This window comes from Actinomycetota bacterium (assembly GCA_014360655.1).
Taxonomy (GTDB): Bacteria; Actinomycetota; Geothermincolia; order Geothermincolales; family RBG-13-55-18; genus JACIXC01.
This window is the reverse complement of record JACIXC010000001.1, coordinates 82,656-105,314: the sequence shown is the minus strand read 5'-3', so window position 1 is coordinate 105,314 and position 22,659 is coordinate 82,656. Positions and strand designations below refer to the sequence as shown.

The 22,659-nt window shown below is 65.9% G+C and carries 10 protein-coding genes and 1 pseudogene; 10 read left to right on the top strand and 1 reads right to left on the bottom strand.

Translation table 11 applies throughout. From position 1 onward, the window contains the following. Window positions 1-83: 83 nt before the first annotated feature. On the bottom strand, window positions 84-1,559 hold the full coding sequence (locus H5T73_00390; protein ID MBC7246224.1) for an aldehyde dehydrogenase: 1,476 nt from the start codon (window positions 1,557-1,559) through the stop codon (window positions 84-86). A gap of 268 nt (window positions 1,560-1,827) precedes the next feature. Here H5T73_00390 and murA point away from each other — a divergent pair, with 268 nt between their 5' ends. From murA to H5T73_00340, 10 genes and pseudogenes are all read left to right on the top strand, one after another. Continuing rightward, complete coding sequence (murA, locus tag H5T73_00385) at window positions 1,828-3,093, top strand: UDP-N-acetylglucosamine 1-carboxyvinyltransferase (protein MBC7246223.1); 1,266 nt, start codon at window positions 1,828-1,830, stop codon at window positions 3,091-3,093. Between the two features lie 431 nt (window positions 3,094-3,524). Then, entirely contained in the window at window positions 3,525-6,419 is a 2,895-nt protein-coding gene (locus H5T73_00380; protein ID MBC7246222.1) for a S8 family serine peptidase, read from the top strand. Between the two features lie 644 nt (window positions 6,420-7,063). Then, window positions 7,064-10,069, top strand: a complete 3,006-nt coding sequence (locus H5T73_00375; GenBank protein ID MBC7246221.1) for a hypothetical protein — start codon at window positions 7,064-7,066, stop codon at window positions 10,067-10,069. 6 nt (window positions 10,070-10,075) lie between these two features. Then, a complete protein-coding gene (locus tag H5T73_00370; protein ID MBC7246220.1) occupies window positions 10,076-12,979 on the top strand; it encodes a hypothetical protein in 2,904 nt (967 codons plus the stop codon). Window positions 12,980-13,009: 30 nt separating this feature from the next. Further along, window positions 13,010-15,976 carry a hypothetical protein gene (locus tag H5T73_00365; protein MBC7246219.1) on the top strand — a complete coding sequence of 989 codons (2,967 nt, stop codon included), beginning with the start codon at window positions 13,010-13,012 and terminating at the stop codon, window positions 15,974-15,976. A gap of 110 nt (window positions 15,977-16,086) precedes the next feature. Continuing rightward, window positions 16,087-16,770, top strand: a pseudogene (locus tag H5T73_00360) (hypothetical protein). A 589-nt stretch (window positions 16,771-17,359) separates the two neighbouring features. Next, window positions 17,360-18,256, top strand: a complete 897-nt coding sequence (locus H5T73_00355) for a sensor histidine kinase (GenBank protein ID MBC7246218.1) — start codon at window positions 17,360-17,362, stop codon at window positions 18,254-18,256. A gap of 11 nt (window positions 18,257-18,267) precedes the next feature. Next, window positions 18,268-18,936 carry a response regulator transcription factor gene (locus H5T73_00350; protein MBC7246217.1) on the top strand — a complete coding sequence of 223 codons (669 nt, stop codon included), beginning with the start codon at window positions 18,268-18,270 and terminating at the stop codon, window positions 18,934-18,936. Window positions 18,937-19,431: 495 nt separating this feature from the next. Further along, on the top strand, window positions 19,432-19,662 hold the full coding sequence (locus tag H5T73_00345; protein MBC7246216.1) for a hypothetical protein: 231 nt from the start codon (window positions 19,432-19,434) through the stop codon (window positions 19,660-19,662). Window positions 19,663-20,260: 598 nt separating this feature from the next. Continuing rightward, a complete protein-coding gene (locus H5T73_00340) occupies window positions 20,261-22,546 on the top strand; it encodes a SpoIID/LytB domain-containing protein (protein ID MBC7246215.1) in 2,286 nt (761 codons plus the stop codon). Window positions 22,547-22,659: the final 113 nt, after the last annotated feature.

The window sequence follows — 22,659 nt, the reverse complement described above, 5'->3', positions numbered from 1 at the left end:
CGGGGATGTTTTCATGGAAGCGGCCGCGCGCTTCGTCTGCGTCTCGGCGCACGCCTCGCGAGCGGCGGGGAGTAAGGGGCCTTTCAGTAATCGACGGTCCAGCGCGGGATGCGGCCTACCCCGGAAGGGTACCTCACCGTCTTTATCCACCCGTACTCGTAAAGCGTCTGCGCGCAGTGCTCGCGTCCGAAGCCGCTGGCCTTCACGCCACCGAAGGGAGCGCCCACGCCACCCCGGAAGTAGTTGTTGACGTAGACCATGCCTGCCTGCAGCCGTTGCGCGATGCGGGCGGCGCGTTCCTGTGAGCCGGTATAAACCGCGGCCACGAGGCCGTATTCGGTGCCGTTGGCGATGGATAGCGCCTCGCCCTCGTCCGCAAACGGGATGACGCAGGTGACCGGGCCGAAGATCTCCTCCCGCGCGATGCGCATGTCCGGGCGTACGCCTGTGAACAGGGTGGGCGGCACGAAGAAGCCGCCCGCAAGGCGCGGGTCCTCGGGGAGCTTTCCCTGCGCCGCCACCACCGCGCCCTCTTCCTTCCCCAGCTCGATGTATGCGAGGACGCGCCGCTGCTGGCGGCGGCTGACGAGGGGGCCGACCTGGGTGGCGGGATCGCTCCCGTCGCCGGTGCGCAGGTTTTCCACGGCCTCCGACAGGCGCCCCACCACCTCGTCATGCACGGTGTCCTGCACCAGGATGCGCGAGGCCGCGGTGCACGCCTCGCCCTTGTTGTAGAAAGCGCCCTCGATGGCGGCGGCGACGGCCGCCTCGATGTCCGCGTCGTCGAAGATGAGCAACGGGTTCTTGCCGCCGAGCTCGAGCATGGCCGGGGTGAGGTTGTCCGCCGCCAGCCTGAGCACGGCGGCGCCCGTTTCGCTGGCACCCGTGAAGGAGAGCTTGCGTACCAGGGGATGGGAGGCAAGGGCCGCGCCCGCAGCCGCGCCCGGGCCCGGCACGACCTGGATGACGTCTTGCGGGAAGACCTCCTCCAGGAGCTCCACGATGCGCAACACGGTCAGGGGCGCCTGGTCGCTCGGCTTCAGCACCACCGTGTTCCCGACGGCCAGCGCCGGTGCCGCCTTGCCGGCCGCGTGAATGGGGGGCCAGTTGAAGGGCAGTATCCCTCCCACCACGCCGTAAGGCTCCAGCCGGGAGGCGCAGTGAACGGGTCCCAGGTCCAGGAACGTGCCGGGGATGTCGCCCGTGAGGCCCGCGAAATACTCGAAGAGGGAGGCGCACATCTCCACGTCGATGAACGCCTGGAACAGCGGCTTGCCGTTTTCCCTGCATTCCAGCTGGGCAAGCTCGGCGCGGTGCTCACCGACGACTCTCGCCGCCTCCATCAGGAGCCTGCCCCGCTCTCGTGCCGGGAGCCATCGCCAGCCTTCTTCCCAGGCGTGGTGGGCCGCCCGCACCGCCGCGTCCACCTCGGCCTCTCCTCCCCCCTGCACCATGGCGATGGGTTCCCCCGTGGCGGGGTTCTCCACCACGAAGCGGTCTTCCTCGCGTGTCGAGGACCACCGCGAGGCGATGACCGGCACGCCGTTTTCCCCTTCCATGATATGGCTCCTTTCCCGCTCCTCTCCTTCCTGGTCGGTCTTCCCCTGGGCGATGGCCGTCTCGGCCGGATGCCCTCTCCCGCCGCCCGGCGAGACCTTCCCGGCTCCCGCCGCTCCCGGCCCCTTCTCGATACTTCACCCGCAACTCCACCCGTATATTATGCCTTTCGCGCGCCGGGTGTTGAGAAACGTGCTCTCCATTTCCGGGCGGCGCCGTCGCTCGCGCGATGCGATCTGCGGGGGCCGGGTGCATGGTATCATGGCGGGTATGGGAGAACACGCGTTCCGTATCGTCGGGGGGAATCCCCTGCGGGGAGAGGTGCGGGTGAGCGGGGCGAAGAACTCCGCCCTCAAGCTCATGGCCGCCAGCCTGCTCACGCCCGAGGAGTGCGTGCTGGAGAACGTTCCCGCCATCACCGACGTGGAGATCATGTGCCAGGTGCTGCGCCACATGGGCGCGGTGGTGGAGCGGGACGGGGAGACGCTGCGCATCCGCGCCGGCGAGCTGTCATCGCGGGAAGCTCCCTACCACCTGGTGCGCCTCATGCGCGCATCCATCGTCGTCCTCGGCCCCCTGGTGGCGCGTTACGGCGAGGCCAGGGTGGCCATCCCCGGCGGCTGCAATATCGGTTCGCGCAAGATCGACATGCACCTCAGGGGACTGGCCGAGATGGGCGCGGAGATAACCACCGAGCACGGTTACGTCATCGCGCGCGCCCCCTCCCTGCGGGGCACGCGCATCGCCCTCGATTTTCCCAGCGTGGGCGCGACGGAGAACCTCATGATGGCGGCGGTGGGGGCGAAGGGCACGACGCTCATAGAGAACGCCGCGCGTGAGCCGGAGATCGTGGACCTCGCCTCCTTTCTCGTCTCCATGGGGGCCGAGATAGAGGGCGCGGGTACCCCGGTCCTGGAGGTAAGGGGAAAGGGCGACCTGCACGGCGCGCGCCATGCCACCATCGGCGATCGCATAGAGGCGGGGACCTTTGCCGTTGCCGCCGCGGTGACGGGAGGGGAGGTGCGCATCCAGGGGGTGGTTCCCGCGCACCTGGGGCTGCCGCTGGAGAAACTGCGCGAGATCGGGGTGGGGATCGAGGAGGAAGAAAACGCCATCAAGATCCGCGGCGGCGGCGAGTACCGGGCGGTGGACGTCGCCACCCTGCCCTTTCCCGGTTTTCCCACGGATATGCAGCCGCAGGTGATGGTCCTGCTGAGCCTGGCGCAGGGCATAGGGGTGGTGACGGAGAACGTCTTCGAGAGCCGCTTCATGTTCGTGGACGAGCTCAACCGCATGGGTTGCGACATCACCATCGAGGGTCATCACGCCATCGTGAGGGGAGGGAGGCGCCTGAGCGGTGCGGAGGTCTGCGCGACCGACCTCCGTGCCGGGGCCGCGCTGGTGCTGGCGGGGCTGGCAGCGGAGGGGGAGACGCGACTGCTGGAAGTACACCACATCGACCGGGGTTACGAGAGGCTGGAGGAAAAGCTGGCGCAACTGGGCGCCGACCTGGTGAGGGTGGAGAACGGCGCCTGAGGCGCTGACAGCTGCAGCAGCGCATCCTGGTAACTATTGCCAACAAACCCTATCGGCATGACCGCGCGCGTTACGGGAAGGGGGGAGAGCGGCGCCTGCGGGGCTGCGCGTTTTTCTCTCGAGGCGATGGCAGGCGGCAGCGGCGGGTCGCGCGGCGGGGGGAAGTCCCGCGGTCGCGGCCGGCCCTGCGGCGAGCCCGGCAGGGGTTCAAGGGAGTCGAGGCAAGATGACGATAATGAGCGGGAAGCGAGCACGGGAGGCGCTGGAAGACGGGGGTGTTGAAGACGGGGGCGCTGCGGGGGGATGTGGCGCACAAAGCAGCCGCATCCGTGTGAGGCGGATATGAACAACCGCCGCGGGGTGATGGAAGCGTAAGCGGCCGCCGCGGGGAGACGGAGGAGAGGAAGGCGGAGGAGAGGAAAGGAGTGCGCGTGGCGGTGGACTTGGCCGGAAAAGCGGTGGACGCGCGGCCTCGTGGGGCGCCGCGGCGCGGGAGGCGAAGGCTCTGCGGGTCACATGGGTGCCTGGCGGCGACGCTGCTGCTCATCCTCTCGGCGCTGTTTATCACGCATGGGCTACCCCCGGCCGTGGGGGCCGGGGGCGGTAACCTCCTCTCGCCCGCCAAGCTCTCCCTGCTGCGCCGGCTGGACGCCGCCCATTACCCGCGGGAGACTTACCGCGCGGGCGAGGTGGTGGTGCTCCTGCGCGGGCGCTCGCTTGCGGGTCTCGCCGGGCTGGTGGAAGAATATTCCATGTGGCTCGAGGACGACATGGCACGGACTTTCGCCGCCTTCGCTGCAGACCCCGTGAAACGGGCGGTAAGCCTGCGCCTGCGCGAGGGCGTGGACGAGCTGGAGGCCTGCCGCGAGCTGCTGTCGTCGGACCTGGTGGAGGCGGCGGAACCCAACATTATTTTTCACGCGGCCGTGACGACCCCCAGCGATCCCCTGTTCTCCCAGCAGTGGAACCTTCACGGGGCCTACGGGGTGCGCGCCGACCAGGCTTGGGACCTGCAGAGGGGCTCCGCCTCCCTCGCCCTCGCGGTCATCGACACCGGCATGGACCACGGCCATGGCGACCTGGCGGGCAGGATAGATCCGTCGCGTCCGGGATGGGACTATTACAACAACGATCCCTATCCCTATGACGACAGCGGACACGGCACGCTGGTCACCGGTATCGCCTGCGCCAACACCAACAACCTCATGGACATCGCCGGCATAGATTGGTACGCGAAGGTGATCCCCCTAAAGGCGCTCAACTCGGCGGGCGCGGGCAACCTGGACGCCGTGGTGAACAGCGTCTATTACGCCGCGAGTTACGATGCCGACGTCATCAACATGAGCCTCACCTCCTCCGCCTACTCCCAGATGCTCGCCGACGCCCTGGAGTTCGCGCATGCCCAGGGCTGCGTGGTGGCCGCCGCGGCGGGCAACGAGGGATCGACGCTGGTCAACTACCCGGCCGGCATGACCTACGTGCTGGGGGTGGGTTCAACGGGTCCGGGAGGCTCCCGCTCCTCCTTCTCCAACCGCAACTCAAGCGTGGACCTGGTGGCCCCGGGCGAGGGCATCTGGGGCCTGAAGCTGGGAGGCGGCAGCGCGCAGGGCAACGGCACCTCCGAGGCCGCCCCCCACGTCTCCGCCGCCGCCCTCCTGGTGCTGTCGGAGTACTCCTCCTACGACCTTTCGCCCGAGGAGGTCTTCCGCCTGCTGCGGGACGGCGCCCGCGACCTGGGGACCCCCGGGTACGATTACGAATACGGCTGGGGATTGCTGGACATCAACGCCTCCCTGCGCGTGCCCCTGGTGCGCGTGACCGCCCCCGCCGATTATTCCTACCCCGCCTCGGGAAAGGTCTCCGCCACCGCCCTTTCGGCGAACGAAAACATCGTGGCCCTGCACCTGGTGGTGGACGGGGACGTGGTCGAATCTCACTACCCTGCGCCATCGGGAAGCGTGAGCCACACCTTCGCCTGGGACCTCTCCGCCCTGGGCGAGGGGACGCATGAGGTGACGGTGCGAGCCGTGACCTCCGGAGGCGCCTACGACGGAGAGCACGCGGTGACCCTCTTCCGCAACCGGACCCAGCCGCAGCCCTCCACCGACTGGTACCTGGCCGAGGGCACCACCGCCTGGGGCTTCGAGGAGTACGTCTGCGTGCAGAACCCCAACCCCGCCCCCGTGACCGCGCAGGTGACCTTCATGAAGCCGGGAGGGGCCACCCAGCATATCGAGGTACTCATGGTGGCCAACTCGCGCCTCACCCTCTACGTCAATTCCCTCGTCCCCGCGAGCGATGTCTCCACCCACATCCATGCCGCCCTCCCCGTCATCGCGGAGCGGGCCATGTACTGGGGAGGCAGGACGGATGGGCATGCCTCCGTGGGCTCTAACCGCAAGAATACCGACTGGTACCTGGCCGAGGGCACCACCGCCTGGGGCTTCGAGGAGTACATCGCGGTGCAGAACCCCAACCCGGAGCCTGCTACCCTCCAGGTCACCTTCATGAAACCGGGGGGCGGCACCACGCCCTTCAGCTTCCCCATCGACGGATACGCCCGCCTCACCATCAAGGTCAATGACCTGGTCCCCGCGAGCGACGTCTCCACCCACATCCATGCCTCCCTCCCCGTCATCGCGGAGCGGGCCATGTACTGGGCTGGCAGGGACGGGGGGCACGGCGCCCTGGGGGTGCTGCAACCCGCGGCCACCTGGTACTTCGCCGAGGGCTCCACCGCCTGGGGCTTCGAAGAATGGATCGTGGTGCAGAACCCCAACCCCGCGACGGCCACGGTGGACATAGACCTGGTGAACGCGAGCGGCACGCGGGCGCGCAGGACGGACGCCGTTCCTCCCTATGCCCGCTACACGCTGAACGTCTCACAGGTGACGCCGCAGAGCGACGTCTCCGCCTTCGTGCGTGCCAGCCTCCCCGTCATCGCGGAGCGGGCCATGTACTGGTCCCGCAACGGGCGCGCGCGCGCCGGCGGCCACTGCAGCACCGGGTCCGTCACCGCCTGCAAGACCTGGTACCTGGCCGAGGGCTCCACCGCCTGGGGTTTCGAGGAGTACGTCCCCCTCGCCAACGTATCCGGGTACATAGCGCACGCGACCCTCACCTTCATGCGGAAGGACGGGAGCACGCGCTCCCAGGCGGTTTCCATAAACGCGGGGGCGCGCTACACGGTCTACGCCAACAGCCTGGATCCCGGACGGGACGCCTCGGTATGGGTGAGCTCCGATCGACCCCTGGTGGTGGAGCGGGCCATGTACTGGTCCGGCAGGGAGGGAGGCACGGACACCGTGGGCGTGCTGCAACCCTGAGCCGGCTTGCGGATATCCCGGGTCGCGTCCCTGTTTCCTGAGGCGTGTTACAGGTTGTGTCAAGGTTGCGTAAGGCCACGTGGCGGAGGGTCCGCGGGGGATGATCTCCCTGGGTGAGGTCGCGGGCAGGGATTCCCGCAGGCATATGCGCGCATAGTCATGTTAACCGTATGTAAACCAGATTCCCAATCCTTCGCGAGTCGCAACGCGTTTTGCGGCAGCCGCCGCGGGCTTGCAATGTTACGCGTATGTTACCATCCTGTGAAAATGGTGCAAAAAAGCGCGACGATGTCTTGCTAAGGCATTGTATAAAATCCTAATTTATATATAGACTGTAGAGCGGTGAACGCACTGGCTGTCGGACCCGTCTCGGATTTACCGGGATTATCTGGTCGGGATAAGAGGAAAGCCGGGGCAGGAAGAAGAAAAATACCGTCGGGGAGAACACCTCATCGAGAGGGGGCACGTCGTCGAAAGGAGCAGGAGCGACCGGGAGACCTTTGGGGGATGGAAGGGCCCTTGCGGCACGGAAACAGGCAGGCGGCAGGCGGCACACTCGGCGGATGAGGGATGTGAGGTTCAGGGACTGTCGGGAGCGGGTCGGGAAAGAGGGATAGACTGAAGCAGGGGAAGCGAGGCGGGGGATGCTGAGGTCTTCAGTCCAGACGGCCATCAACATCATCGTCATCGTCGTGTTGGTAGGGGCGGTGGCGATGGGTGCATACGCCCTCATCCCCTCCCGCAACCCGGCCGGTCCCCTCATCGGGAAGATCCTCTCCGCAAAGAAGAACCTCTCGGGCCTTCTCGCCAACCTGGACCCGGTGGAGCTGGCCGCGGCCCTGCGGGAGAACCCCAACATGATGAGCGACCTCTTCGCCGAGCTGGGCGAGGAGGGGGCGGTCATGATCGCCGAGGCGGTCAATGAGAACCCGCAGTTCCTCTCAGTACTCCTGGGCGAGCTGGAGCCGGCCACCCTCGCGGCGGCGCTCAACGACCCGGATGCCGCCGCCTTCACCACCGCCCTCATGGATCACCTCGACCCCGCGGCCATAGCCGCGGCGGTGAACGAGAACGGGGGCTTCGTCTCCGCCCTCGTGGGGTACCTCGATCCCCAGGTGGTGGCGGGGGCCGTCAACCAGAACGGCGAGTTCCTCACCGCCTCCACCGCGGCCATGGACCCGGCCGTGCTGGCCAAGGCGGTGAACGAGAACGGCGCATTCGTCACCGCCCTCATCGGCCTGCTGGACCCGGCGGTGCTTGCGGCGGCCATGAACGCCAACCCCACCATGGTCTCCAACCTCATGGGATACCTGGACACGGCGGTGGTGGCCCAGGTGGTGAACGCCAACGGGTCCTTCATAACCGGGCTCATGCGGAACCTCGACCCGCAGGTGCTCACGGCGGGCATGAACGCGCATCCCACCTTCCTCTCCCGCCTCATGTCCCACCTCAATCCCGCTACCATCGCCTCGGTGCTCAACGCCAACGCCGATTCCACGGCGGACCTGGTGGCCAGCCTTTCGGACAACCTGCTCATCAACGTGCTGGCCGTGACCGTGCACGACACGGCCTGGATGAACCGGCTCTTGAACAGCCTCAACCCCTCCGTGATCGCGGCCATGGCCAACAACGCCTCCCCCTTCACGGCGGGATTGCTGAAGGCGCTGGACCCCGCCTGGGTGGCGGGGATCGCCAACGCCCACCCCGACTTCGTGTACAAGGTGATGGACGCCATCTCCCCGGAACTGGTGGCCACCATGCTCAACAACGGCAGCCTGCTGGCGCGCGTGCTGCCGCTCGTCGACACCGCGGCCATCGGGGCCGCACTGGGCGAGCACACCGACTTCGTCACGCAGTTGCTGCCCCTCCTGGACCCGGCGCTGGCGGAGATCACCAACAACGCCCTCGAGACCAACCCGGAGCTGGTGAAGGCGGTGCTGGCCAACCTCGACGGGGCCCAGATCGCCTCCGCCCTCTCCCAGGCGCCCTCATTCCTCAGGGCCCTGGTGGAGGGGATAGAGCCGGTCACGGTGCAGGCCATACTCGAAGGCTCCAAGGACAATCCGGACTTCCTGATCAACCTGACCAACGCCCTGGACGCCTCCGCCGTCTCCCTGGCCGTGGACCTCTCGGGGTATTTCATTCCCACCCTGTTGGCCCTGCTGCCCGAAAGCGTCGCGGAGGCGGCGGCCCATGCCCTGAACGACAACCCGGACCTGATCGACACGGTGCTCGCCACGGCGGACCCCCGGGTGCTGGCCGAGGAGATATTGAACAAGGGGGCGGCCGACGCCCTCATCGCGGGGCTCATACCGCTGCTCAGCGAGGGCGTCGCCCAGGCCATCGCGGAGGGGGTCAACACAGACGCGGGGGAGGCGACGGAGGATTCCATGATCAAGTCCCTGCTGAAGTACTCCGACGCCGAGGTGGTGGCGGCGGCCGTCAACCAGAACTCGGGATTCGTGGCCGGGCTCCTGGTGCGCCTTAACGAGACCGCGGCCCAGGCCGTCGCCGAGGGCCTCAACGCCAACCCCGACACCACCCGCGTCGTGGCACGCTACCTGGACGCGGGCACGGGGCGGCGCATCGCCGAAGCCCTGAACCTCAACCCGGAGATCATCAAGCCCCTGCTGGAGAACCTCTCACCCGACGTGGGAAAGGCCATCGCCGAGGGGCTCAACCAGAGCACTGCAAACCTGGACGCCAACCATAACGGGATCTTCGAGGACACGGAGGTCGAGTCCAGCCTGGCCTACCAGCTCATGTCCAACCTCGATCCCGAGGTGGGAGAATATATCGCCCGTGGACTCAACGCGCACGTGGCGGCTAACCCCCACGACAACCTGGTGACCAACCTCCTGCCCAACCTGGACGGCAACGTGGGCAAGGAGGTCGCCGCGGGACTCAACGCCAACGCGGCCAACCCGGACCTCCCCAGGTCCTTCCTGGAGGCCATGCTGGGAGCCACCTCCAAGGAGTTCGCGGGGGTGATCGCAAGCGTCATCAACTCGGCACCGTACAATATGGACAGCTTCCTCTCGCAGCTCATCGCCAACCTGGACAAGGGGGATCCCGGTTTCCACACCGCCGTGGATGTGGCCGAGGGGCTCAACGGCAACCCCGTCTTCGTTGAGTACCTGCTGCGCAACCTGGACGGAGAGGCCATGGCCTTGCAATTGAACCAGAACGAGGCGTGGATTACCGCCCTGGTGGGGGCGCTGGACGGGGGCGCGCTGGCCGGCGCGGTCAACAACGCGCTGGCCACCACCGGAGGGAAGAAATTCATCAACGACCTGCTTGACAACCTGAACGCGGATATCGTGTCCAACGCCCTGAACGCGAATCCCCGCGTCACCGAGGAGTTGCTGGACGCGGCGGCTGCGAACGGCCTGGGTACCACCATCGGGCAGGCTATCGTGGCGGCCGATGCCGGGGGAGCGGGGAAGTTCCTCACGCAGCTTCTCGGGACGCTGGACGCGAATACCATAGCGGCGGCCCTGAACCAGGCGCTGGCCACCCACGACCCCGACATGGTCATACCCGACCACAACATGCTCGAATGCATGTGGTTCGATATCGCGGCCAAGGCTCTTGGCATACTGCCCTTACCGGCATGGATCAATTTCGCCGGTTTCGAGTGGGCACCTTGAGGAGTGTTGACGATGCTTTTGCGCAAGCCGGTGCAGATAGTGGTGAACATCCTGGTCATCATCTTCCTGGTGGGGCTGGTGATCGCGGGGGTGGTCATGCTGCTGCCGGTCAAGGGTCCCATGGGCACCATCCTGGGCAAGATGGGTTCCCAGCGCAAGACCCTCGCCGGGATCGTCTCGGGGCTCGATCCCCACGAGGTGGCCAAGGCTATCAACGAGAACCCGGAGTTCCTGGCCGCCCTTCTCGCGGAGCTGGAAAACCCCGGGAACCTGGAGGCCACCGCCAAGGCGGTAAACGAGCACCCGGAGTTCCTCGTGGCCCTGGTGGGGGAGCTCGACCCCGCGCCTGTTGCGCAGGCGGTGAACCAGCACGGGGACCTCATCTCCGACCTGCTGCCGCTGCTCGACGTCAAGTTGCTGGCGGGGACGGTCAACGCCTCCAGCGACTTCACCGCCGCCCTCCTGCCCGAGCTCGACCCGGCGGTGGTGGCGGGGATCGTAAACGAGAACGGGCCCTTCATCACCGCCCTGCTCTCCTTCCTGGACCCGGTGGTGGTGGCGGCTTCCATGAACGCCAACGTGGACTTCACCGTGCGGCTCCTCGCCAACCTGGACGCGGGCGTGATCGCCTCCGCGGTGAACGCCAACGGGAGCTGGCTCTCCGCCCTGCTCTCCTTCCTGGACCCCGCGCCCACCGCGCAGGCCATCAACGGCAACCCCGCCTTCGTCTCCAACCTCATGCGCAGGTTGAACCCGCGGGTGCTCGCGGGGGCGGTGAACGCCAACGGGGCACTGCTGGCGGGGCTCACCCGATACCTCAACCCCGACGTGGTGGTGCGGGCGGTCAAAGAGAACAAGTCCTTCCTCATCGGGGTGGTCAACCGCATGGACCCGCGCGCCTCGGCCGAGATCGCCTCCGACCAGGTGATCCTCACCCGCCTGCTGGGGCTGCTCAACCCCGCGCCCATCGCGGCGGCCCTCAACGCCAACGCGCGGTTCCTGAAGGCGGTGGTGGGCCAGCTCGACCCGAAAGGGGCGGCCGCCGCCCTCAACGGCACGGGCGACAACGTGGCGGCCATCATAAGCTACCTGCGCGACGACTACATAACCTACCTGGCCAACGACGAGGCCTTCCTCGACCAGGTGATCCCCTTGATAGACGAGTCGGCCCTGGCGGGGGCGCTCAACGTCAACGCCGGCTTCATAAAGTCGCTGGTCGCCGACCTGCCCCCTTCGCTGGGCCGGGCGGCGGCCCTGGGCCTCAACCTCAACCCTGATTTCATCGACCGCATGGTGGGCTCCTCCGACCCCGCCTTCCTGGCCGGGGTGCTGGAGAGCTCCGGGAGTTTTCTCACCTCCCTGCTCGCCAACCTGGATACCGTGGCGGCCCAGGCGGCGGCGCAGGGCATCAACAACAACACGGACCTCATAGACGCCGCGCTGGACAACCTGGACGTGGACTCCTTGCTCTACATCCTGGAACATACCACCGGCTTCAGCGAGGAGCTCTCGGCGCACCTCTCGCCCCTGGCGGGGGCGGGCTTGGCGCTGGGCCTCAGCAACAACATGGATTTCCTCTCCACTCTCATAGGGGAGCTTGACGCCGGCATGCTCGCCGACCTGCTAACCGCGCACCCGGAGACGGCGCGTGAGCTCGCCGCCTATTTCGACACCCACTTTGCGGCCGGGATAGCGGGGGGGTTGAACAACGGTGCCACTTTCCTCACCTGGCTCATCTCCTACCTGGACCCGGCGGTGATCGCCCAGGCCCTGGACGTGAACCCCGGCCTCACCCGGGACCTCATCGCCGCCCTGGACGGGAGCCTGGGGGAGGCGGTGGCGCAGGCCATCAACACGGACCCTACTTTCATCGTGGAACTTCTGGCCAACCTCGGCTACACTACCGGCCAGGCCATGGCCGAGGGGACCAATCTCAACGCGCGGGAGGGCCGTGGATTCCTGGAGAACGTGTTGCGATACCTGGACGCCGACGTGGCGGCCGCCGTGGGTCAGGCCCTGGAATACGCCGACGCGGGTTTCCTTGCGGAGCTGGTGGGCAACCTCAACGCGGACACGGGCACGGTAATGGGCAAGGCCGCGAAAGCCAACCCGGACCTCATGGAGGTGCTCATGGCCAACCTGGCACCGGCCACCGCGGAGGCCCTGGCGGAAGGATTGAACGCCAGCGCGGGAAGCGCCGACCCGTCAAAGAGAGCCTTCCTCACGAACCTCCTCGCCGGCCTGGACTCGGCCACGGGGGCGGCCGTGGGCAGGGGCCTCAACGCCATGGCCGCGGCCGGTGCGGACTCTGCCCTCTATGCCATACTCGACAACACCGAGGAGCACACGGTACGCGCCATAGCCGACGCCCTGGAGATGAACACCGCATTCCTGGACGCGGTGATAAAGAACCTGGACGGCGCGGCCCTGGCCGTGGGATTGAACGCCGGACTGGACCCGGCGGTCTCCGACTTCCTTGTGGACAACCTGGCGGCAACCGACGCCGACATGATGGCGCGCATCATGAACGGCGCGGAAGGGCAGGGGCTGACCAACGAACTGCTGGCGGGGCTGAGCGGCCAGAGGGTGGCCCAGGCCCTGGGAAGCGGCGCGCAGAGCTTCATAGCGGACCTCATCGGTGGCCTGGACGGAAGGCAGACATCGGAGATCATGTCGGGCACTAGTTCGTCGGATCTGGGGCACGGCCTGCAGATGAGCCTGGACCTCATGGCCGTGCCCGGCCTGGACCAGCAGATGGCGAACGCCATCGACAACTGCCTCGCCGGTTATACCAATTCACTCATGAGGCGCCTGGGGATGAAGACGTACATGGTCATCAACTTCCTGGGGATGACCTACGAGTGGTTGTGGACATACGTAACCGACGCAGGAACGGGAAAGATCTACTGACATGCGAGGTTTGAAAGAGGTAGGCGGGAGATGTTCCTCCTGAAGAGACCGGTGCAGCTGGTGGTGAACATAGCCGTGGTGGCCCTGCTGGTGGGCTTCCTCGCGGTGGGGGCGGTCATGGTGCTTCCCTCCCGGAGCCCCCTTGGTCCCCTGCTGGGCAAGGTGGCCTCGGACGTGGATCTCCTCTCCAACATGCTCAAGAACACCGAGCCCAAGGCGGTGGCCGAGGCCCTCAACGAGAACCCGGAGTTCATCTCCCGGCTGCTGGCGGCCATGGTGGAGGAGGGCACGCTGCCCGTCATCGCCCAGGTGATCAACGAGAACCCCGACTTCACCTCGGCGGTCATGCCTTACCTGGACCCGGAGGCGGTGGCCTACGTGGTCAACAACGCCACCGAGCTGGTCACGAGCCTTCTGGCCTCGCTCGACCCAAGGGTGATCGCGCAGGTAGTGAACGACAACGGACCTTTCCTCGCCGAGCTCCTGGGCCACCTGGACGCGGAGAAGATGACCGCGGGGATCAACGCCAACGGCCCCTTCCTCTCCGCCGTCATGTCCTATTTGGACCCGGCGGTGATCGCGGGGGTGATAAACCAGAACGGGCCCTTCCTCACCGCTATGATGGGGCTCCTGGACCCGGCGGGCACCGCGCGGGTGGTGAACGAGAACGGACCCTTCCTCTCGTCGCTGGTGGCCAGACTGGACCCGGTGGTGGTGGCCCGGGTGGTGAACGAGAACGGCAACATGCTCACCGCCTCCCTCGGTTACATCAACCCGGCGGTGATCGCGGGGGTGATAAACCAGAACGGGCCCTTCCTGGCCTCCGTCATGCGCTACCTCAACCCCGCCGTGCTCGCGGGAGCGCTCAACGCCAACGTGGCGACGGCCGTGCGCGTCACCCGCTCCATCTCGCCGGAATACATAGCCGACATACTCAACAGCAGCACCATGCTCACCGCCACCGCTCCCTACATGCAGCCGCTGCCGGTGGCGAAGGCCCTCATGTCCGCGACCGATTTCGTGAACGACCTCATGAACTTCCTGGACCCCGCGGTGGTGGCGGACATCATCAACTCCTCCATAGACCTGGTGAAGAAGAGCACCGATTACGTCGACCCCGGCTTCGTGGCCGACCTCATCTCCAACCAATCCATGCTCTCGCGCATCCTGGGGCTCCTGGACGTGCGCGTGCTGGCCAACGTGGTCAACGCCAACCCGGGCCTGACCGCCGACATCCTCCCCCTGCTCTCCCCGCAGGTGGGGGCGGGGCTGGCGGCGGGCATAGGCGCCAACCCGGCCCTCATCGTGGAGGCGCTGAACGCCCTGGACCCGGCCATCGTGGCCAACGCCCTCAACGCCCACCCGGGCGTGAGCGAGGAGCTCTCGCGACTGCTTCCTCCCTCGCTGGGAAGCCCGGTGGCGTGGGGGCTCAACGATAACCCGGAGTTCATCGGGGCGCTGCTGGCCAACCTCGACCCGGCCCCCATAGCCGCGGCGCTGGGCGATCACGCCGGCTTCGTCTACGACCTCCTCTCGCAGATCTCTCCCCCTGTGGCCGCGGCCATGGTGAGGGGCTCCAACCGCAACCCGGCTTTCCTGGCCTCGGTGATCTCGCACTTGAATCCAGCCACCGTCGCCGGGGCGCTCAACGACAACGCGGATTTCCTGCGGACGCTCCTCGCCGACCTGGGTGGGGACATGGGGACCTACTCCGCCCTGGGCATGACCGACAATTACAACGCCGGGAGGAATTTCCTCCCCGCCCTGGTCGGGGCGCTGGACCCGGCGGTCATCGCCGCGGCGGTGAACGCGAACCGGGATTTCCTGCGGGGATTCCTGGCCAATACCAGCAGCACCACGGCGGAGTACCTGGCTTACGGGATAAACCTCCACGTGGCCACCCATCCCCTGGGGCAGGACATCGTCTCCGTGCTGGTGGCCAACCTCAGCGAGGACACTGCGGCGGCCCTGGCCCAGGGCATCAACGAGAACGTGGCCCCCGACCCGGCGGACAACCTTCTCACCGGGCTTCTGGCCAACACCAGCGGGGACGTGGGAGTCGCCCTGGCGGCCGGCATCAACAACAACATGGACTTCCTCCGCGTGGTCATCGAGAACATCTCACCGGACACCGCCGTGGCCCTGGCCAACGCCGTGAACCTCTCGTGCTACCGGGCGCAGAACGGCACCGCGGAGCACCCGGCGTCTTATTACCAGTTCCTGCGCAACATGCTGGCAAACCTGGGACCGGAGGTGGCCGAGGCGTCGGCCGCGGGCCTGGAGGCCAATCCCGACAGGCAGGGCCTGGTGGCCATGCTCATCAACACCATGAACGCGTCCGTGGTGGCCCCCCTCATCGCCCAGGGGGTCAACGAGAACGCAACCGCGCAGGATATGATACGTTCGGTGATGGCGCAGCTCGACGCGGATACCGCGGCCACCATCGCCCTCGCCCTTAACGCCAACCCCCAGATGACCACGTGGCTGCTGCAGGCCCTGGATCCCGCGGTGGTGGCCGGCCTGCTCAACAGTAACCCGCAGGTGATCTCCGACCTCTTGCCGCACCTGGACGGTAAGGTCATCGCGGACGCCATCAACGCCGAGTACGCACGGCATCCCGGAAACTCCCTCATCGAGAGGATACTGGGCTCGCCGTTCATGAGCGGGGCCAACCTGGCCAATTCCCTGGACGCATACGGTTACAACTTCCTGAGGGACCTCATCGCCAACCTGGACGGCACCGTGATCGCCGGGGCCATCAACGGCAACCCCGGGGCCGTAGATCTCGTGGGGGAACTGGTTGCCTGGATGAACCCCTATTTCGTGAAGGAACTGGTCAACCAGAGCGACATCAACGGCGCATTGAAAAACCTCTGGATCACCATCCAGGGTTACAGGGCGAGCAATATACTGTTGCTCATTCCCACGGTCATACAGTTCCGGAGGGCCGAGATCTACGTTCCACCCAGCAGGCCTATGTCGCCTCCGCCCTGGTGATAACGGGTTGCATGATCCGCTCGCCTTCGGGAACGCAGCGGGAGAAGGTATGGCAAGCCACTGATAAGGGTCCGTCTCCGGACGGAGGCGCCGGATGATATAATCTTCCCATGGGCGGCGATATACCGAGGGCGATAACCACGGCTTCCGGACTGCTCAGCCTGGCCATTGGCCTGTACGTCTTTATCAGGGGTCGACGCCAGGTTGCGAACGCCCTCTTCCTCGTGGTGGCCGTGTGCCTGGCATTATGGGCCGTCGGCGACGCCATGACCGCGACCGCCTCGTCCCTGCAGGGGAAGATATTCTGGACAAGGTTCCAGGGCCTGGGAGAGCTCCCCCTGATCCCCACCTTCCTGGTCCTCGCGCTCTTCTTCCCGCGCACCAGGCGTGTCCTTGCGACCCCGCGGAGGGCGGCAGCGGCCGTCGCGGCGATCTACGCGCCCTTTCTCCTGGGGCTGGTCTTTCTATACGCCACCGACCTGGTCTACACGGCTTACGTCCCCTGGGAAAACCTGCACGGCATGGAGGTGGAGCGCACCCCGTTCTTCTGGTTCCTGACCGCCCTGGGCTTCGCCTATATCGGCCTCTCGTCCTTCCTCTTCGCCCGGGAAGGCATGCGCGGCGATTCCACTCCCGCGCGACGCGGCCTCCTCTTCCTCGCCCTCTCGCCGCTTCCCATGCTCGCGGCCAACCTGGTGCAGAACCTGCGCTGGAGCGGCAGCGTGACCACTCCCCAGGCGAGCATCCTCACCGTCGCCCTTCTCGCCTACGGCATCATGCGCCACGGGCTTTTCCTCGATTCTCGGCTGGCGGCCAAGGGGGCCATGGCCCACGCCGCGGCCCTGGTCTTCAACCTGGCGGCGTGCTGCCTGCTCTACGCGTTTTTCGCCTACGGGCTGCGGCTGCCGCGCGGTTGGACCACCTTTTTCCTCTTCCTCGCCTGTGCGGTGCCGCTGGTCGTGGCCTACCCGGTGGAGGTGGCGTGGCTGCGCGGCCTCGTCTCGCGCTACGTGTACGAGAGCGAGGACAGGGCGGGAAAATGCCTGCAGGACCTGGGCCGCTCCATACGCACGGTCGGCGACCTGGAATTACTTTCCAGGGAAGTCGTGCGCGTGGTGAGGGAGTCCATCGGGCTCACCGTCTGCGCCCTCATGGGCGGCGAAGGGCGCGGGTTCTACCGCGTGCTGGGGCTCTCCTCGCACCCCGGTCACGCTTCCACGCGCTATCATGAGAATGCGCGGGAGGGGATCATGGTATGGGAGTGGAAAGACTCCTTTTTCATGGAGACGCGCAACGGCAACTTTACCAGCTACTGGAAATTGGGCAAGACGGTGATCCGGGGGGGGCTGCCCCTTATCCTACGTCGACTTCGGCGTGCTGCGCGTGCGCGATGGAGACGTGATACGCGAGACGACCTGGAAGAGGAACAGGCACAGGGAGGTCATCTCCGTGCCCCTCGAGGTGGGCGGGGAAAGGGTGGGGATCTTGTGGCTGGGAGGGAAACTCGACCGCACCCCCTTCAGCCTGGAGGAGCTGGACAACGTCGTCGCCCTCAGCGCCCAGGTGTCCGTTTCCCTGCGCAACGCCCAGCTCATGCGGGAGGTTCAGGAGAAGAGCGAGCGCCTGAGACGCCTGGCGCAGGGAGTCTCCACGGCGCAGGAGGAGGAGAGGATACGCGTGTCCAGGGAGTTGCACGACGGGCTTGCTCCCCACTTCCTCGATATCATCTACCGGCTGGACGGGCTGCGGGGGGAGGCGCTCGGGCTGCCGGGGGCGGAAGAATGCGTGGAGGAAATAAGGGAAAAGGCGCGCGAGGGCATGAGGGACCTGCGGCGCATCGTCTCCGACCTGCGCCCTTCTTCGCTCGAAGTCCTGGGGCTGAGCAACTCGCTCTCCTCCTACCTGGAACGCTTCGGGGTCGAAAACGGTGTCCGGACTTCTTTCCATGCCTGGGGAAGCTTCGAAAAACTGGATCCCTATTCGGAAACCACCCTCTTCCGGGTGGCGCAGGAGGCGCTTTCCAACGTGGCACGCCACGCGCATGCCGGGGCGGTGCGGCTGTCCCTGGGAGGGAGCGACGGTCACGTGGAGTTGAGGGTCGAGGATGACGGGGTCGGCTTCCGCTGGGAGGAGATAAGGGAGAGGATGGCCGCCGGGGAGTGCCTGGGGTTGAAGGGGATGATGGAGAGGGCGGAGTTGAGCCAGGGCGTATTCCATGTCGAGACGGCGCCGGGAATGGGGACGCGGCTGGTGTTCGATATGCCGTTGAGGCAAGCGTGAAGGGAGTAGCTTTGGAAGAGGCGATAAGCTTGGCCGTCGTGGACGACCAGGTGATCGTTCGCCTGGGGATCCGCCGTCTCCTGGAGGGGCAGGACGGCATACGGCTGGTCGGGGAGGCGGAATGCGGGGAGGAGGCACTGCGCCTGGCAAGCGACGTGCAGCCTCAGGTGATGCTGGTGGACGTCAAGCTCCCCGACATCAGCGGCGTGGAGGTGGTGCGCAGGCTCAAGAGCGACCACAGGACCTCCCACATCCAGTGCGTCATGCTGACCGTTTACGATGACCTGGAGATAGCGGCCGATGCGCTGCGTGCGGGCGCCATCGGCTACCTCTTGAAGGATTCCGGCAGGGAGCAGGTCCTCGAGGCCGTGACGTCCGCATCCCGGGGCGTACCCCTGGTCTCCAAGGCCATTGCGGGGAAACTGCTTAGCGCCTTCTACCGCAGCGACAGGTTGCCGGGGGAGACGGAAGAGGGCGGGGATGACCGCATGTCGTTGACGGGAAGGGAGTACGAGGTGCTGAGGCTGGTCGCCAAGGGATACAGCAACAAGGCGGTCGCCCGCGAGCTCAACATCAGCCTTAGCACGGTGAAAACCCACCTGCGAAACGTCTTCCGCAAGATGGAGGTGGAGGACCGCGCTCATCTCATCATCAAGGCCATCAAGCAGGGTATCATCTGAAGCACGGAATGGCTTCCGCGCCGTTCGTCCCGCGCGTAGAAGATGCCGCCCCGGGGGTACGCATCTCCATATCGCTGTCCGGGTTCAGGGGTGCCGTGACGTTCCGGCAGGCGCTTCGGGATCGAAAAGGATCGAGAGGCCACCCCATCATCCTGGCAAAGCAAGCCAAACCTGGACGAAGAAAGGGTGATCTCTCAAGCGTTCAACCTGTTTTCTGATGCTCATGTCAGTTGAGAGAGCGGTATACTCCAACGAGGTCGAGGGAAAGTAGCGAAGCCGGCATGCGAGCTGGGGAAATATGATGGACAAGCGCCGCGACTGGTGATATATTTTTCGCCATGGATCTTGTTGTGTAGCGAGGGCGACAAGCGGCGCGACACGACACAGGGGCTTCAAGAGTAACGTCCTGCCGACATGAACGTTGTCTTGCCGGTTTCCCCCGTGGTGCTGATTTCCGAGGGCTTGCTTGGATCACATGGAACATGCGGAGATAGGATGGTGGAGAACCCGTTCTTTGTCACCCTGGTGAAGGAAGAGGTGAGGGATTTCTTTTCCGCCAACCCCTTCCTCTTGGTGAGCGAGAGCAGGCTGGCGGTGCTGCTCTGCCGCCCCACCCACATGGTGCGGCAGGCTGTGAGGGCCCTCGAGGATGAGGGCCTGCTGGAGCGCAGGGACGAGGATACCCTGGTCGGATTGTGGATGGCCGGGGAGAGGTCGTCCCGCTGAGGAAGACCCGTCACGGCGGAAGGAGGGGGCGCTCGCGTTCACCCGACGGATCCGGCCGTGGGCGCGCTTTCCGTGGGGCGTCCTTTCTGTAAGCGCACCATCTGTTTCGATCACCGTCCATGCGCTTAACCACCCTCATTTATTTACCTCGTTTTGCCGCATGCAAGCCCCGGGGCCGCTGTTTCCGGGACATCCTCGTGCAAAGTCGTTGCGACGTGCGTGTCGCGGGATGCAACATTGCGGGCGGCTGGCCCGTCATACCCGCAGGACTCGAAACCGAAAGGGGAAAGAGGGGGGCTTTCGCGCCCCAAGCCCGGTTTTGAGCCCCATGTAAGCGGTGGGGATGACGGACAAGGTGGAGAAAAGGTGATAGGTGGAGAAAACGGACCGGACTCGCTTCTTGCGCCCATTTTCCTGTGTTGCAATTATATTATTGTTGATAGATAATATTATTGTTTTAATATTAAGCGATTGAATAATTCTGATGGAATATTGTGTACCTTATGAGAGTCATGAGAGCATGGGCGTAAAGAGAGTGCGACGCTTTCCGGGTGATGGACTCCGGGAGATGAGATGGGCTCCTGGAGGTGAGATGAGGATGTTTATGAGGTTGAGGACGGGGAGAAGGATCGAGGCGAGTAGGATAGGGGCGCATGCCGCACCGGGAGGGATGCATGTCACCCCGGAAAGGGGGCCGCGTGGCCGGCGCAAGCCCCTTTTCATGCTGGCCTTGACGGTCGCCGTGATCCTCCTCTGCCTGGGACTGCAGCCCTTCCCGGGGGCGCGTACCGCCTCGGCCCGCGGCGGAAGCGTCACCTTCATCGGCCACGGCTACGGGCACGGGGTGGGGTTGTGCATGGCGGGCGTCTATTACCGTGCCCTGCGGGGGGAGGAATACCACCAGATCATCCGCACCTACTACACCGGAATCTCCTTCTCCCGCGACAGCGACGACAGGGTGATCAGGGTACTCTGCCGCGACGGGGTGGTGCGCCAGTACACCATGCGGGAATACCTCTACCGCCTGCAGGAGGAGCCCGACAGCTGGCCGCAGCAGGGCCTGCGCGTGCTCATGGTGGCGGCGAGGACCTACGTCCTCTCCTGTATAGCCCGGGGAAAGCACGCCGGCGACGGTTACGACATCTGCCCCTACGGGAGCTGCTGCCAGGCCTTCAACGAGCAGATAAACCCCGCGACGCGGCCCAACACGGTGGCCGCGGTGAACGCCACCGCGGGAGAGATCATCACCTACAACGGCCAGCCCGTAGTGGCCGCCTACAGCTCCTGCTGCGGGGGGTACACGGCCGGCGTGGACGAGGCCTGGGGCGGGAACCCCGCCTCGTATCCGTACCTGCGGCCCGTCCCCGACGACGCATGCGCGCCCGACCAGAACCATGACTGGAAGGTCACCCTGAGCTGGGCCGAGCTGGAGGCGAGGCTCAACTCCCGCGCCGAGACGGCGGTGGGAGAACTCTACGGCTTCGAGATCCTCTCCCGCTGGACCTCGGGGCGGGTGAAGCAGGTCCGCGTGAACGGGAGCGGGGGAAGCAAGGTGGTCTCGGGCACCCTGTTCGCCTCCGTGGTAGGGCTGAAGACCCATTTCTTCTACGTGGCCTCGCAGAACTTCGACGAGTACATATGCATCCAGAACCCGCGCGAAGAGGACGCGCATTGCGAGATCACCTACATGCTCAAGGGGGGCGGCACGGTGCAGGGTTCCTGCCTGGTGCCTGCGCACAGCCGGCGCACCGTCTTCGTGAACGACGTGGTGCAGAACGAGGAGGTCTCAGTGAGGATCTCCAGCGACAGGGAGGTGGTGGCCGAGCGTGCCATGTACTTCAATTTCCTGGGCAGCGAGCGCAAAGGCGGCCATGCCTGCATGGGGGTGAAGGAGGCAAGCACAAGCTGGTATTTCGCCGAAGGGTATACCTCCGGCGCTTTCGACACCTTCTTCACGGTGCAGAACCCCAACCCCGCAGAGGCGCACCTCACGGCCTCCTTCCTCGGCAGGGAAGGCGAGGTTGACGAGCTCTATTACACCCTGGCCCCCAACTCCCGCATGACCATCTGGATGGACCAGGAGCCGAGCCTGAGCGACGGCGAGTTCACGGCGGAGCTGGTTTGCGACCGGCCGGTGGTGGCGGAGCGGGCCATGTACTTCGGTTACGGTGACAGGGCCGGCGGGTCGGCGGCGGAGGGGGCACCCGAGCCCGCGACAAGGTGGCTTTTCGCGGAGGGATACACGGGAGGACAGTTCGACACCTGGCTGGTGCTCGCCAATCCCGAGCAGGGCGATACGCCGGCGAAGCTGACCTTCATGCTCCCCAGCGGCACCACGCGGGAGCTGAACGTCGTGGTGCCGGCCCGCGGACGCGCCACCGTGCACGTGGACGAGCTCCCGGGCATGGGGAACACGGAGTTCTCCACCCAGGTGGAGAGCGTCCGCCCGGTGATGGCGGAGCGCGCCATGTATTTCTCGTACGGCGGCAGAAAAGGAGGGCACGACGCTATAGGCATACGCGAGTACAGGAAGGACTGGTACTTCGCCGAAGGTTACACCGCCGAAGATTTCGACACCTGGATACCGCTGGTGAACCCCAACGGCTATGCCGTGGAAGCCCGCCTGACCTTCATGCTCCCCGACGGGAGCACGCGGCAGCTGGTGGTGAACATCGAGCCCCGCAGCCGTTTCACCGTCTTCGTGGACTCCCTCCCGGGCATGGCGCAGACCGAGTTCTCCACGCGCGTGGAAGCCTCGGGGCCGCTGGCGGCCGAACGCGTCATGTATTTCCTTTACCGCGGCAGGGACGGCGGCAGCTGCGCCCAGGGGACGGACTCTCCTTCCAGGTCCTGGTACTTCGCCGAGGGTTATACGGGCAGTTGAGCAGGGACGGTGCGCCCCCGTATCGCCGGTGAAAGACCGGCGGGTTATGGGATTGCGGGAAGTTTCGTTTACAATAATCCTGGCGTTCCCGTGAGGCGCAGGGGAGCAAGACT